Below are 13753 nucleotides of genomic sequence, written 5' to 3' on the forward strand. Positions count from 1 at the left end.
CCGAGGGGGGTAGGCGTGGATCCGTCCGCAGGCGTCAACAGGTGGGTGCTTGGACCGGCCAGCCATCACACGAGCAAGGCTCGCGACCCGCGCATCCAAGGCGTCAACCCGGGCGGCGACGGCGCCGAGCCGCCGGAGTCCCGCGAGCGGGTGTGGATCATCCCCGTCGCGATGGTGCTGGTGATCGCTGGCGCAGTCGCCGCCGGCATGTGGATCTTCTCGGGCGGCGCGAACGACGCGACGGACAGCCTCGCCGAACGAGGGCTCGCGATCGACGAGGCGTACACGGACGCGGTGACGGTGTCCTTCCGCGACGACGGCCGCTTCTCGATCTACGTCGCGGAGGACGCGGACCTCGGCACCGAGGCCACGGACTACGCGCTGCGCCCCATCACCGCGATGCCGGAGGCCGACGACTGGGCCGCCTACGACTGGACCGGCGCCGAGGCCGCGACCAATGACGAGGAGTTCAGCCTCGCCCTCGACACCGGCACCAGCACGTGGAACATCACCAACCTCACCGTGCCGCTCAGCGGGACAGCGGATCCCGCGGCGCTCGACAACGGCTGGGCGCAGCTCGAGGAGATCCTGGAGCCGGCGCAGCAGTAGCGCGATCAGCCCGGCGACATTGCCACGCACGGTCCCGCGCGGGAAGATGAACAGAAGGTGAACACGCCTCCGCAACGGCGCGGAAGGGAGACCGCCATGACCATCACGCCCGCGAACCGCTTCGACCGCGAGCACGCCCACGAGCATGTCGACCGAGCCCTCGACGACGCGGTCACCCACCTCGCCGAGCACTTCATCGAGTTCGACCGTGCGCTGATCCAGCGCCTGGTCCGGGAGTCCTACGAGACGCTCAAGGACGGCGCGCTGGTGCACCAGCACCTGGTCACCCTCGCGGAGCATCGCGCCTGGCTCCGCCTCGACGACCTCCGCACCACCCGCATGTAGCGCGCGTATGCGCCCAGGGTCCTGGTCGGGCGCCGCAGGCTGCCCTAGATTCGAGACATGTCGATCGACTGGTCGTTCCTGGTCCCCGGCCTGATCATCGCCCTGTTCGCGGGCGCGTCGGTGGGGGGCTTCATGGACCTGTCGCGCCGCGTCGAGGAGCGCCGCACCCGCCGCCGCGCCTTCGCGCAGGAGGCCCCGATCGCCCTGTCCAGCGCGCACGACCTCCTCACCCCGCCCCTGCCCAAGGACCCCACCTCGCTGGTTCCCGCCGAGGAGATCACACGCGGCCTGCGCGAGCAGGTCGCACGCCTCGAGCGCGGCACCACGCGCCAGCGCGAGGCCGTCCCGGCGATCGACATGCTGCTCGAGATCAGCCGCGCGCTCGAGGACATGACCGTGCGCGGCCGTGCGCTCGACCTACGCATCGAGACGGTGATGGCCGCCGCGCCGCAGACCCTCGAGCACAAGCTGGTGACCAAGCTCGCGCGGCAGGCGATCCTCAAGGACCCCACGCCCGCGGACGTCATCCCGCGCATCGACAACCCCGAGGCCCACGCGGCCATGACGGGGGACGATGCGCTGGTCGCCGAGATCGTCCGGTACCGGCGGGCGCAGCAACTGCTTCATGACGCGCGCGACGCGTTCGTCGACCACTGGTGGACGGTCCGCGACCTGCGGCTCGCGGCCGCGACGCGGCTCGCGACCGCGAAGCACGAGGGCGGCGACAGCGGCAAGAGCGCCGCGCGCGCCGTCGAGCGCGACCTCGAGGCCGCGATCGCCGCCGACTTCCGCCGCAACTGGGCCCGGATCGACCACGCGATCCCGCTCGCCGACCTCGCGGACGCGACCGCCGCCAACGTCGTGTCCTCCAAGGCGGCGGCGCAGGCCGCGCCGGAGGCCAAGGGCCCGGCCGCACGCCCGGGACGGATCCAGCTGTAGGGAGCCGCGGCATGCGATGGTTCGGCGCGACGCTCGTCTTCCTCGCGGAGCTGTCCCTGCTGTTCTCGCTCGCCTGGTGGCCCCTCGCGGCGCTCGACGGCCCGCTCAGCTGGGCGCTCGCGGTCGCGCTTCCCGTCGCGGTGGCGGTGTTCTGGGGGACGTTCCTCTCGCCCAAGGCGCGCCGCCCGCTGGGCCGGATCCCCACCATCGTCGCCCGGACTCTGATCCTCCTCGCGGCGCTGCCGCTCTACGCGGTGCTCGGCGCCCCGATCCTCTTCGGGGTGCACGCGGTCGCGGTGGTGGCGGGCACGGTCATTACGGCGGCGAGGCCGTTGCCGGCGTGATACCGGAGTGATACCGTCGAATCATGGCGATGACTCTAAGGACAGACTCTGTGCTCGAGGACGCACTTGAGCTCCTCGCTCGAGAAGAGGGGCTCTCGCGTCAGGAGATCGTGCGTCGCGCGGTCCTGGAACGAGCCGAGAAGCTGAGCCGTAGCAAGAGGCTCGCGTCACTCACGGACGAAGCGCTGCAGGAGTGGAGCGAGACTCTCGCACGGCTCGGCTCCGAGTAGCGCATGACGGAGTACATCGAGCTCGACGAGCTCCTCGCCATGGTCCGAGTGGCGGGACTCGGTCCGGTGCGCGACGTCGGCCTGCTCGAATCGGCCCTCGCGCGGCCAGGCACCACCCTCATGGGTGCAGACGCCTATCCAACGCTTTCCCTCAAGGCCGCCGCGCTGCTGCACTCCCTGGTCAACAACCACGCGCTCGCGGATGGGAACAAGCGGCTCGGATGGCTGGCGACGGTTGTCTTCGTCGGATTCAACGGCTTCAGGGTGACCGGGACTCAGGCGGAGGCCTTCGACCTGGTCTGGGCCATCGCGGACGGCACGCTCGATGATGTCGGGTCAATCGCTACTTTGCTCAAGATCGAGCCGCGCTCGTGATGTCGCGACGGGTCTAGGCTCGCCCCATGGAGACGCAGGCGCCCACCGCACAGTTCACCGTCATCCCCAACCGTCGTCCCGCGACGGACGAGGAGCGCTGGATCGCGATGGAGGACCCGGTCTTCGGCAAGGTGTTCACCGACCACATGGCGCGCGCCACCTGGCGCGAGGAGGACGGCTGGGCCGACCGCCGCATCGTCCCCCTGGCCCCCATCCCCATGCACCCGGGCGCCGCCGTGCTCCACTACGCCCAGCAGGCCTTCGAGGGCCTCAAGGCGTACCGCTGGGAGGACGGCTCGATCCGCCTGTTCCGTCCCGAGGCCAACGCCGCCCGGCTCGCGTCGAGCTGCCGCCGCATGGCGCTGCCCGAGGTGCCGGAGGAGGACTTCCTCGCCGCCGTCGAGGCGCTGGTGGAGACGGACCAGAACTGGGTCGCGGGCGCCGAGGGCGCGAGCCTGTACCTGCGCCCCCTGGTCATCGCGACCGAGGCGAGCCTGCTGGTGCAGCCCGCCGCGGAGGTCGACTTCATCGTGACCGCGTCGCCCGTGGGCGACTACCTCTCGAACGGCGACGTGGGCGTGTCGATCTGGGTCTCGCGCGGCTACCACCGCGCCAACGCCGGCGGAACGGGCGAGGCGAAGACCGCCGGCAACTACGCCGCGAGCATGCTCCCGCAGAAGGAGGCGAAGGACCACGGCTGCGGGCAGGTGCTGTTCCTCGACGCGCGCGAGGACACCTACGTCGAGGAGCTTGGCGGCATGAACCTGGTCGCGGTCCGTGCGGACGGTTCGATCCTCACCCCGCGCTTGTCCGGCACCATCCTCCCCGGCGTCACCCGCGACTCGATCCTCACGTTGCTGCGCGACGAGGGCCGCACCGTCGAGGAGCGCGACATCGCGCTGACCGAGCTGGTCGAGGGCATCGAGTCCGGCGACATCGCCGAGCTGTTCGCTGTGGGGACCGCCGCGGTGGTCACCCCGATCGCGCGCCTGGTGTCCGACGACCTCGACGTCTCCCTGCCCGAGCGCTCCGAGGAGGACGGCCCGTCCGTCGCCTCCGCCATGCGTTCGCTCCTGACCGACATCCAGTACGGCCGCGCGGAGGACCGCCACGGTTGGACCCGCGAGGTGGTCTCGGCGCCCGAGGGCTGAGCGGTTCGCTCACTCGTCGAGGAGGCCCACCTCGATGAGGTTCTCGCGGTGCTCCTCGAAGGTGTCGGCGAGCAGCACCGCGTCGGACTGCGGGTCCCGGACGAAGTACAGCTGCGCGCCCTCCGACGGGTGCGCGGCGGAGTCGATCGCCCCCAGGTCCGAGGCGCCGATGGGCCCCGGCGGGAGACCCTCGTACATGAACGTGTTGTACGGAGAGTCGACCGCGAAGCCGTCATCGGAGACGGTCCGCTCGTCGGCGCGGGTGATGTAGATCAGCGGCGACTCGAGCTCCAGCATCATCCCGGCGTCGAGGCGGTCCCAGATGACGCGCGACACCGCAGGCTGGTCGTACGGGTCCGGCACCTCCTTCGCCAGGATCGACGCGAGGGTGACCGTGCGTAGCCAGTCCTCGCGCGCGACTCCCATCGACTGCAGGTTGTGCAGCTGGCTCGCCACGAGCATCCCCGCCGCCTCCTGCGCGGTCGCCGGGGCGGGGTAGTCGCCCGGAGCCACCCACCCCTCGGGCTCGCCGTTCGCCTCCGGCGGCAGCGCCAGCACCATCGCCTCGCGGACGCTGGTCTCGGAGGCGCCGTACGTCTCGGCGATCCGCGCGATGGTGTGCTCGATCCGCTCCCCGGGGATGACCAGGTCCGCGGCGGTCAGCTCGGGCGCGGTCACGGACGGCGAAGGTGACGGCTCGCCCGTCGGTGCGGGCTCCGCGGACCCGCTCGGCGCCGGCGAGGTGACGGCGGGAGCGACGGTGCGGTCCGGACCCCACCGCAGCACCCCGTAGGTCCCGGCGCCCAGCACGGCCAGCCCGGCCACGGAACCGACCCCGGCGCGCGTCGCACGGTGCCGGCGCACCCGCCGGGTGACGGGGGAGAGGTCGCCCGCGAGGCGGGTGGCGTCGAAGGTGGCGGCGCCGGAGCGCTCGAGGTCGCGAAGTGCCTGGTGCGCGGTGCTCATGATCGTCCTCCCTGGGGGTGGATCGGGACTGTCTCGGTGGGGGTGAAGTCGACTCCGGGCGCCGCCTCGCGCAGGCGCGCGACGCCGTCGGACAGGTAGCGCTTGACGGTGCCCTCGGCCAGCCCGAGCGTCTGCGCGACGCCGGCGACCGTCATGTCCTCGAGGTAGCGGAGCACCACGCACGCCCGCTCGCGCGGCGACAACGTGAGAAGGGCCGCCTGCAGGTCCAGCGCATCGTCCACCGTGCCCGAGGCGTCGGGGACGGTCGCGACGTCCGTCCGCTCATGGACGTCCAGGCCGGCCGGTTGCGGCCGCGCCCCGGCGCGCCGCCCCGCGTCGATGAAAGCCGTGGTGATCGCGCGCTTCACGTATGCGTGCGCCGAGTCGATCGATCCGAGCGCGCGCCCCGTCCGGAACGTGCGGACCAGCGCGTCCTGCAGCAGGTCCTCCGCGCGCTCGCGGTCGCCGGTCAGCACGTACGCGTAGCCGAACAGCGCCGGCCCGCGCTCGCGGACCAGCCTGTCGAGCATGCTCGCCCAGGTGCTCATGCGGTCAGGTTCCCTCTCATGCCGGGTAGTACGCAGCCACGGTCCCCAGGGTTGGGGACGATGCGCGGGTCGCGTCGGACGCCGCGCCTACAGTGGTCGCATGCCCGGCTCGGTTCCCGCCTACACGCTCACGCGCAAGCGGATGAAGAACGTGCGCATGGTGGTCCGCAACGGCACGGGCGAGGTGCGCGTGAGCGCCCCGATGCGGATGCCGCAGCGGGACATCGACGCGTGGGTGCGGTCCAAGTCCGCGTGGATCGCGGCCAAGCAGGCGGAGGCGCTCGAGCACCCGGCACCGCTCGCCCCCGGCGCCGAGTCCGACGCGCTGCGCCGCTCGCTCGCGCCGGTGCTCGAGTCGCTGCTCGACGAGTGGGTGCCGCGCATGGGCGTGCCGCACCCCACGTGGCGGATGCGGATCATGCGCTCGCGGTGGGGCAGCTGCAACAAGACCACGCGCACGGTCACCTTCAGCGTCGAGCTGGCCCGCAAGGACTACCACCTGGTCGAGTACGTGGTGGTGCACGAGCTCGCTCACCTCATCGAGGCCAACCACGGCGCCGGCTTCTACGCAGTGATGGACCGGCACCTGCCCGGGTGGCGTGAGCACCGGGCCGAGCTCAACGGCCGTCAGGTGGATTAGCCCTCGGTCTCGAGGGTCGAGGTGCGGATCTCCGGCTTGCCCAGGGGCATCTCGAGGATCAGGACGCGCGAGGAGTCCCGGGCGAACGGCACGGCGACCAGCGCGGTGGAACGCGCGCCCTTGACTATCGCGCGCCGGACCTCCTCGGGGGTGAGCGCCCCGTCATCCCCGAGCGTCCGCGGGTCGACGTAGGTGCCGCCCCACACGCCGTTCGCGCCCTGGAGGTGTCCCACGAAGATGCCGTCGAGCATGCCGGAGACGGGAAGCAGGCGGGTGCCCGTCGCCGTCCAGGCGCTCGAGGTGAGCGCGAGCGTCTCGACCCGCGCCTGATCGGCCTCGGCGCCGGTGGTCGCCGGCGCCGTCTCGACCACGAGCGTGGACTGCGCCACCTGGAGCGGTGCGCGTCGCTCGAGGTCCAGCTGCCAGTCGAGGTACAAGGACATGTCGCCGTTGTCCTCGATCGTGTACCGGGGCGAGCCGAGCAGAGGTTCATCCAGCCAGATCGGCTCGCACTCGGCGGTCTCGAACGGCATCACCCAGTCCATCGTGATGATCGTGCGCGGCGAGGGCGCCGGCTCCGCGATCTCGCACACGTCCGCGGCCTGCCGGGACGGGTCGCGGCCGTCCTCCTGAGTCCGGGGCTCCCACGAGGTGAGGAGGTCCTCCGCGGTGTCGCCGACCTGGTCGACCTCGACATTGACCGGCACCTCGAGGATGAGCTCCTGGCCACCCGCCGCGCCGTCGGGCGGGACGCGGACCTGGAGCACCACCTCCGGTTCGACCTCGCCGCTCGCGATCGCCCATACCTCGTCGGAGTGCAGCGCGGAGCCCTGCGGCTGCGTGCCGATCTCGGCGGTGCCGAGCGCGGTCGCGCCCATGTCGAGCGACTGCGGATCCGAGGCGTTCCCCATCACCGCGAGCCGCTGGGTGGGCGACACCCACAGCGAGCCGCCCACGTAGGCGCCGCGGGTGCGCAGGCCGGGTGGCGTGACGGTGTCGGGCTCGGTCGCGAAGGTCGCGGCGACGGCGGCCGTGTCGATCACCAGGCCGTTGTCGGTGGGGGAGTACATGACCCAGTCGAGGATCATCTGGCCGCCGGTCCGGTCGGCGCCCACGTGGAGCATCGCGTAGACCGAGTCGTTCGTGAGCAGCGGCGCGTCGCCCACCCAGACGGCCTCGCACTCCTTGGTCTCCGTGAGGGTCGATTCGCCGGAAGGCGCGTCGCGCCACGGATTGATCGCGGGATCCATCTCGCACAGCAGCGCCGCCTGTCGTGCCTTCCGGGGCTGCTGCCCGAGCACCCGCGGCGTCGAGCTCGCGATGAGCGCCTCCGCGGACAGGTTGCCGCCCACCGGGGCCCACGACTCGTCGACCGCGGGCGACGCGGATGCCGACGGCGAGGTCCCCGGTGCCGCCACCGTCGCCGGCTCGGTGCCCCACGCGAGGCCCACCGCGACCACGCCGACCACGGCGGCGGAGCCGCCCGCGACCCACGCGCGCCGCACGGTCCGGCCGCGGCGCAACCGGCCGAGCGCCCGCTCCTCGATGGCCGCGAGGTCCGCCTCGGCGCCGTCGCGGCCCCGCTGCTCCTCGCGCGCGAGCGCCGCCGCGAGCCCGGCGCTCACCGGCGCGCCCCGAACGCCACCGTGAGCTCCTCCTCGACCCCGCCCTCGACCGCGTCCTCGACGTCGACGTGCAGGTCGGGACGCTCCGCCGCGAGCCTTGAGGCCCCGGACCGCAGGTCCGCGAGCACCGCCTTGACCGAGACGTCGAGCTCGACGGCGATCGCGGTGGCCGCCATGCCGTCGACGTAGCGCAGCACCAGGGCCACGCGCTCGCGCCGCGACAGCAGCCGGAGCGCCTCGCGCAGGTCGGGCTCGCCGGGCGCGTCAGCGCCCTCCGCCGCGGGCCGCTCCACAAGCGGAGGCTCGGGCTCCTTCGAGCGCCGGAAGGCACGGTGCAGCGCGCGGCGCACCTCCGCCGTGGCGTCGTCCGGCGACTCGGCCACGTGCCCGCGACCCGTGCCCTGCGCGAGGGCGCGCTCGACCAGCAACCCGGCCGCCGCATCGTCCCCCGTGAGGAGGCGTGCGCGCGCGAGCAGGTCCACGCCGTGGCCGCGCGTCACGGCGCGGAGCGCATCCGACCTGCTGCCCACCTCGACCCCCCTGGTATGCGTGCGAGTCTGGCACGCCGGCGCCGCCCGCGGAAGGCGGCGCGACGCGTCACGGCGAGGGCGACGGCCGTGGCGCGACCGCCAGCGGCGTCTCGAGGAGCATCACGCGTGAGGGGTCGTCGAGGAACGGGACCGTCGCGACCGCCGTCGCGCGTCCGTCGCCGTACAGCGCCTCGAGGATCGCGTCCTCGCCCACGATCACCCCCGAGGACAGCACGCCGGGGAACAGCTGGTCGCGGCCGCCCACGGTGGCGTCGGGGATCAGCGGGTAGTCGTAGAACGCGTTGGTCAGCCACCCCAGCCGCCTGCCGTCGGCGAGCCACGCGCTGCTGGGCGTGACCGCGGCCGTCCCGAGCAGCGTGAGCCCGTCGCCCCTCGCCCGCGTGCCGCCCGCCGCGCCCTCGAGCAGCAGCTGCAGGCGCGAGACCTGCAGCGTCGCGCCCGACGCGTTGGTGACGTCCCAGACCACCACCGAGGCGGGGGTTCCGGGACGCACCTCCGCCGTGCCCGCGTCCGCGAGCACCGGACCGTCGACCCATCCGGCCTCGCAGGAGACCTCACGTGCCTGGTAGGGGATGTTGTAGTTCTCGAAGGTCGAGGACCGCATGCCGCGCGGGACGTCGCACAGCATTGCCGCCTGCGCGTGATCCGGAGTGGCCTCCCCGCGCGCGCGCGGCCGGAAGGACGCGAGCAGGTGGTCCGCGGCGATCGCCGGGTTGACGTCCTCGAGCGCCATCGACGTCTCCACGATCACGTCCGCCGTGGTCGCGGGCGCGGTGCGGGACTGCGGGATGCCCGCCTGCACCGTGAGGGTCGCCGCGGTGGTGCTGTCCGCGAGGCCCCAGAGGGGATCGCCCGCCTGGCCCGCCCGGGGAGCCGCGGCGGTGAACGTCGCCCAGCCGCGCATCGCGGAGCCCGGCTCGATGCGCTCGAGCGACGAGGCCTCGCGGTTGAGCGCGACCCGCGAACGGTCGTCCGCCCAGAGGCTGGCCGCGATCACCGGGCGGGACCGACGCGGCACCGGGTCGGCAACTCCGTCGGGGTCCGTGAGGATCGCGACCGCGAGGTCCGCGCGGTCGATCAGCAGCGGCCGGACTCCCACGTTGCGCACGCTCCAGCGCACGTCGAGCCGCACCAGCCGGTCCGTGACGTGCAGCGTGGCGAGCGTGGCGTCGCCGTCGAGCGCGACCAGCGGCCCGTCGGTCACCCACAGCGCGCGGCAGGTGGTGAGCGTGGAGGAGGTGGTGCTGTCCCTGCAGGCGAGCGCCGCCTGACGCGGGTCGGGGTGGTCGGACGTCCGGATGCGCGAGCCGGCGCCGCGCAGCAGCTCCTCCGCGTAGACCACCCCCGTGCCCGGGTGGGACGCCATGACGTCGGGCTCTTCGCGCGCGGCCGGGGGCGGCAGCGGGGCAGGCACCGTGAGCGCGACGGCTCCCGTGACGGCGACCAGCACCGCCGCCACCGCGCCGATCCCCGCCAGGCGCAGCCGCCGCCGCGTCCTGATCCTGCGCGTCGCGCGGGCTGTGGTGGCCGCGCACGCGGGTTCGGTCGCGACCTCGTCGCCGTCGGGGTCGAGCGCGTCGACCAGCGCGGCGGTCACGGCGCGTCACCCACCGCGACGGTGGTGGTGTCGACCACGCCGCCCTCGAGCGTTTCGGTGAGATCCAGGCCGAGCGCCGTCGCCGCCTCCGCGAGGGCGTCGCGCACCTGATGTTCGCGCAGCCCTGTGGTCCCCGCGATCGCGGGGACGGCGAGGCCGTCCGCGTACCGGATCGCGAGCAGCGCCCGCGCGCGCGGGCTCAGCGAGGCCAGAGCCTCGCGGAGGGACGATGCGGCGGTCGCCTCAGTCGCCTCCGTCACCTCGGGTTCGGGGGTGGTGGGGGTCGCCCGCTCCCGCCGCACCGCGACGAACCGGACGGCGTCGCGCACGGCGACCCGCGCATCGTCCCCCGCCTCCGGCGGCCTGCCCCGCGAGAAGGTGCGCACCAGGGCGTCCTCGAGGACGGCCGCGCCCGTGGCCGGGTCCCCGGTGAGCCGCGTCGCGTAGGCGAGGAGCGCGGGGCCGTGCGTGCGCATGGTCGCCTCGAGCATCGCCGCCCATGGCCTCATCCTTCGATGGTGCCACCGGCGGCGGTGCGTGAGTAGGGGTCAGCCCTCCATGCTCCAGGGAAGCTCGAGCAGGAGCTCGCGGGTGCCGTCCTCGTCGTCCTCGCGGACCACGCGGATAAGGATCGAGATGTCTGCGCCCTTGGTCTCCGGGTCGCGCTCGAACGTCTTGCTTCCGGTCAGCTCTGCACCGGCGGGGAGGAACGCGCGGCTGCTCGCGGAGGTCAAAGCGCCCTTGCGGGTGCGGTCGGTGTCCCACGGGCTCCACCCGACGCTGACACCGCCTGAGTTCATGATGTACCCGGCGTCGCCGAGGTCGATGCTCGCGGCCATCGATGCCTCGTCGAGCTCGAGCTCGCGGCCGGATACGTTGGCGGCGTTCCAATACAGCTCGCTGGAGAACTCGTCGGCCTGCGAGATGGTCAACTCCGTCAGCTCGAGCTGCTTGCCGCCTGGGATCCAGACCGCCTCGCACGTGGGTGTGCTCCAGGCCGGCACGTCCTCCCCGTCCTCGACCGCGAAGCGCGGGTTGTCCGCCTCGCCGACGTGGCAGACCAGCGCCTCCTGCGCGTCGTCCCGGGTCTCGCCCTGCAGACGGGGCTCGAGACCCTCGAACGAGGCGGAGACCGGATCCATGGTGCCCGTGGTGATCACGACCGCGCTGTCCTCGAGGAACAGCTCGCGCGTGCCCGGGTCACCCGCCGGGGGGACACGTACCTGGAGGGTCACGGTCGGGGCGACGGTGCCTTCCGAGATGCCCGTGAGCAGGCCCTCGGTGCCCAGGCCGGTGAACATCTGGGGGTCGAGAGTCGCGTCGCCGTCCAGCACGTCGCCGGGGCGCAGCGTCACGCGCGAGGTCTCGCCCTCCATCTGGACCACGCGCTCCTCGGCGCTGGTCCACAGGGATGGGGCGATGAGCTGGCGGTCACCCGCCGTGTAGCCCTCGCCGTCCATCACGCGATCAGGTGCGGAGGTGAGCGCGATGCTCAATGTGCCCTCGTCGACCGTGATCGACTCGTCGGACGTGTTCGCGAGCTCCCACGCGATGTGCACGGTGCCGTCGCCGTCGAGGGTCAGGTCGGCGCGGGTGACCTCGAGCAGCGGCTGGTCGGCGACCCACATCGCGGGGCAGTCGTCGGCGCGGCTGAAGTCCGAGCCGGCGTACGGGTTGTCCTTGACGGGCATGGAGCACAGGATCCCGGCCTGGCCGGTGCGGCCGTCGTCGAGGGTGCGCGCGGTTGTCCGGGCACGGAGGTCATCGGCGGTCAGCGCGTCCGGGTCCACGTCGGGGACGTTCGTGACCGCCGGCGCCACCGTGCCGCGGCCGCCCTGCCACTCGAGCACGGCCGTGAGGCCGCCGGCGAGCACCAGCGCCGTGACGCCGAGCGTGCCGGCCGCGCGCAGGGTGTGCGCCCGCCTCACGCGACGGCGTGCGGGGGCGACCACCGCATCGTCCATATCGCGGCCGTCGTAGAGCGTGCCGCCGGCCTCCGCCTGCCGCGCGAGGGAATCCATCAGCTCGTTGCTCATCGCGCGCCTCCCTTCGAGGTGATCACCACGTGCTCGTCTCCGCCCTCCAGGGCGTCGGTCGGGTCCAATCCGAAGTCGCCGTGCGTGCGGCGCAGCGTCTCCACCGCGCTCGCGAGGTAGCCGCGCACCGTGCCGGCGGAGATGCCCAGCTCCTCCGCGATGGCGGGGGAGGCGAGGCCGTCGAAGTACCGCATCACGATGCAGGTGCGCTCGCGGGGCGGGAGCGCGAGGACGGCCTCGTGGAGGGCGTCACGCGTGGTCGTTGCGGCGGTGGGGTCCTGGAGCACGCGGTCCGCGTCGCGGTGGTCCCGGCGGGGGCGCACAGATGCGCGGCGGTGCGTGTCGATGAAGGTGGTCTGGATCGCGCGCTTGACGTAGGCGTGCGCGGCGTCGACGTTCTCGGGGCCGCGTCCGCGCTTGAAGGCGCGGACCAGGGCGTCCTGGAGCAGGTCGTCCGCGTCGGCGGCGTCGCCCGTGAGCACGAACGCGTATCCGTACAGCGCCCTGCCACGCTCACGCATCAGCGCGTCAAGCGTCTCCGACCACCTGCTCACGGTTCCTCCCCCTGCCTGCGGTGCATCTTCTCAGTGGTGAAGACGCATGGCGGGCAGGAAGTGCAGGGTCGCTTGGCGCGGCGCGCGGCAGCACCTTCTCGATCACGACTGGGGTCGATAGGGTCGCCCCATGGCGAGCACCGGAGAGATCGACCGCCCCGACGGCCGGACCGTGCGCTGGTACACGGACGGCCCGGACGACGCCTCGCTCGTCATCTTCTGGAATCACGGCACACCGAACATCGGCCAGCCGCCCGGCCCGCTCATGAAGCCCGCGACGGACCGCGGCATCCGCTGGGTCTCGCTCGACCGTCCCGGGTACGGCGGGTCCACGCGTCGGGAGGGACGATGCGTGGGTGACGTGGTCGCGGACGTCGCCGCGGTCGCGGACGAGCTGGGGATCGATCGGTTCGCTGCGGTCGGGCACTCGGGAGGCGGTCCCCACGCTCTGGCGTGCGCCGCGATGATGCCGGATCGCGTGCGCGCCTGCGTGTCGATCGCGGGCCTCGCTCCCTTCGAGGCCGGCGGCCTCGACTGGTACGGCGGCATGGCGCAGGGTGGACGGCTCGAGCTCGAGGCCGCGGCTCTCGGACCCGCGGCGTTGCGCGTGCAGCTGGAGGCCGAGTGGGACCCCGAGACGTTCATCCCCGCGGACCACGACGCGCTGGCGGGGGAGTGGGGCTGGTTCAACGGGATCGTGAAGGCGGCGCTGGAGATCGGCCCCGACGGGATGATCGACGACGATCTCGCGTACGTGAAGGACTGGGGCTTCCCCGTCGCCGATGCCGGCGCGGTGCCGGTCCTGCTGGCGCACGGCGGCAAGGACCGGGTGGTGCCGTTCACCCACGGCGAGTGGCTCTCACGAGAGATCCCTGGCGCGGTCCGCCGGGTGTTCCCCGAGGACGGCCACATCTCCGTTCTGCTGCACGCCGACACGCTGCTCGACTGGCTCGTCGAGACGGCCTGAGCCGTCCGTCGGCGCCACCCCACGCCTTCTACCTGGGGTAACCAAGTCATGGCCGTCTCGGTTGGACATCGCCGAAACAAGTGTGTAACTTATTCCGAGTCGCCAGGACGGGGCCCGCAAGGGAAAACGCCTGGTGACGAGGCTCCAGAAGCCCCGCGAGACCGGTCAACAAACCGGACGAAACGGTGTAGAGTAGAGAGCCGCTCGAGAGAACGAACTCCCCAAGAAGCCAGCAGGCCGATTTGGAGAGATGCGATCGATCGGGTAGATTGAACA

At 72.8% G+C, this 13753-nt stretch carries 17 protein-coding genes; 9 read left to right on the plus strand and 8 right to left on the minus strand.

Annotation, left to right across the window (positions count from 1 at the left end):
* Nucleotides 1–15 precede the first annotated feature (15 nt).
* From AOM05_RS12215 to AOM05_RS12245, 7 genes are all read left to right on the plus strand, one after another.
* Complete coding sequence (locus AOM05_RS12215; protein ID WP_062522639.1) at nucleotides 16–609, plus strand: flagellar basal body-associated FliL family protein; 594 nt, start codon at nucleotides 16–18, stop codon at nucleotides 607–609.
* Nucleotides 610–705: 96 nt separating this feature from the next.
* A complete protein-coding gene (locus AOM05_RS12220; protein WP_062522640.1) occupies nucleotides 706–954 on the plus strand; it encodes a three-helix bundle dimerization domain-containing protein in 249 nt (82 codons plus the stop codon).
* 57 nt (nucleotides 955–1011) lie between these two features.
* On the plus strand, nucleotides 1012–1893 hold the full coding sequence (locus tag AOM05_RS14320) for a hypothetical protein (RefSeq protein WP_062522642.1): 882 nt from the start codon (nucleotides 1012–1014) through the stop codon (nucleotides 1891–1893).
* Between the two features lie 11 nt (nucleotides 1894–1904).
* The gene (locus tag AOM05_RS14325; protein WP_062522643.1) at nucleotides 1905–2237 is read left to right on the plus strand and encodes a DUF2568 domain-containing protein; all 333 of its coding nucleotides are present in this window, start codon (nucleotides 1905–1907) and stop codon (nucleotides 2235–2237) included.
* A gap of 50 nt (nucleotides 2238–2287) precedes the next feature.
* Nucleotides 2288–2467, plus strand: a complete 180-nt coding sequence (locus tag AOM05_RS12235; protein ID WP_228373296.1) for a ribbon-helix-helix protein, CopG family — start codon at nucleotides 2288–2290, stop codon at nucleotides 2465–2467.
* A gap of 3 nt (nucleotides 2468–2470) precedes the next feature.
* Complete coding sequence (locus AOM05_RS12240) at nucleotides 2471–2842, plus strand: type II toxin-antitoxin system death-on-curing family toxin (RefSeq protein ID WP_062522644.1); 372 nt, start codon at nucleotides 2471–2473, stop codon at nucleotides 2840–2842.
* Nucleotides 2843–2868: 26 nt separating this feature from the next.
* Complete coding sequence (locus AOM05_RS12245; RefSeq protein ID WP_062522645.1) at nucleotides 2869–3993, plus strand: branched-chain amino acid aminotransferase; 1125 nt, start codon at nucleotides 2869–2871, stop codon at nucleotides 3991–3993.
* 9 nt (nucleotides 3994–4002) lie between these two features.
* On the opposite strand, the gene AOM05_RS12250 is transcribed toward AOM05_RS12245, so the two are convergent.
* Together AOM05_RS12250 and AOM05_RS12255 are read right to left on the minus strand one after the other, a co-directional pair.
* Nucleotides 4003–4959 (minus strand): endolytic transglycosylase MltG, encoded by a 957-nt coding sequence (locus AOM05_RS12250; protein WP_062522646.1) that lies wholly within the window; start codon nucleotides 4957–4959, stop codon nucleotides 4003–4005.
* Entirely contained in the window at nucleotides 4956–5507 is a 552-nt protein-coding gene (locus tag AOM05_RS12255; RefSeq protein WP_062522647.1) for an RNA polymerase sigma factor, read from the minus strand. The genes AOM05_RS12250 and AOM05_RS12255 overlap by 4 nt, the downstream gene beginning before the upstream one ends.
* Before the next feature lie 100 nt (nucleotides 5508–5607).
* On the opposite strand from AOM05_RS12255, the gene AOM05_RS12260 reads away from it, so the two are divergent.
* Nucleotides 5608–6147: a M48 family metallopeptidase gene (locus AOM05_RS12260; RefSeq protein ID WP_062522648.1), complete on the plus strand. Its 540-nt coding sequence runs from the start codon at nucleotides 5608–5610 to the stop codon at nucleotides 6145–6147.
* Here the strand turns inward: AOM05_RS12260 and AOM05_RS12265 are convergent.
* The 6 genes from AOM05_RS12265 to AOM05_RS12290 all read right to left on the minus strand — a co-directional run bounded on the left by AOM05_RS12265 (nucleotide 6144) and on the right by AOM05_RS12290 (nucleotide 12510).
* The gene (locus AOM05_RS12265; protein WP_062522650.1) at nucleotides 6144–7772 is read right to left on the minus strand and encodes a hypothetical protein; all 1629 of its coding nucleotides are present in this window, start codon (nucleotides 7770–7772) and stop codon (nucleotides 6144–6146) included. The genes AOM05_RS12260 and AOM05_RS12265 overlap by 4 nt on opposite strands.
* Complete coding sequence (locus tag AOM05_RS12270) at nucleotides 7769–8302, minus strand: sigma factor-like helix-turn-helix DNA-binding protein (RefSeq protein WP_062522651.1); 534 nt, start codon at nucleotides 8300–8302, stop codon at nucleotides 7769–7771. Before AOM05_RS12270 ends, AOM05_RS12265 begins: the two co-directional genes overlap by 4 nt.
* Nucleotides 8303–8369: 67 nt before the next feature.
* The gene (locus AOM05_RS12275) at nucleotides 8370–9920 is read right to left on the minus strand and encodes a hypothetical protein (protein ID WP_062522653.1); all 1551 of its coding nucleotides are present in this window, start codon (nucleotides 9918–9920) and stop codon (nucleotides 8370–8372) included.
* A complete protein-coding gene (locus tag AOM05_RS12280) occupies nucleotides 9917–10429 on the minus strand; it encodes a sigma-70 family RNA polymerase sigma factor (protein ID WP_156165174.1) in 513 nt (170 codons plus the stop codon). The genes AOM05_RS12275 and AOM05_RS12280 overlap by 4 nt, the downstream gene beginning before the upstream one ends.
* A gap of 39 nt (nucleotides 10430–10468) precedes the next feature.
* Nucleotides 10469–11956 carry a hypothetical protein gene (locus AOM05_RS12285; RefSeq protein ID WP_062522657.1) on the minus strand — a complete coding sequence of 496 codons (1488 nt, stop codon included), beginning with the start codon at nucleotides 11954–11956 and terminating at the stop codon, nucleotides 10469–10471.
* On the minus strand, nucleotides 11953–12510 hold the full coding sequence (locus tag AOM05_RS12290; RefSeq protein WP_062522659.1) for an RNA polymerase sigma factor: 558 nt from the start codon (nucleotides 12508–12510) through the stop codon (nucleotides 11953–11955). The genes AOM05_RS12285 and AOM05_RS12290 overlap by 4 nt, the downstream gene beginning before the upstream one ends.
* A 130-nt stretch (nucleotides 12511–12640) precedes the next feature.
* On the opposite strand from AOM05_RS12290, the gene AOM05_RS12295 reads away from it, so the two are divergent.
* A complete protein-coding gene (locus tag AOM05_RS12295) occupies nucleotides 12641–13477 on the plus strand; it encodes an alpha/beta fold hydrolase (RefSeq protein ID WP_062522661.1) in 837 nt (278 codons plus the stop codon).
* The last annotated feature ends 276 nt before the right edge of the window (nucleotides 13478–13753 follow it).

This window comes from Demequina silvatica (assembly GCF_000971215.1).
GTDB classification, from domain to species: Bacteria; Actinomycetota; Actinomycetes; order Actinomycetales; family Demequinaceae; genus Demequina; species Demequina silvatica.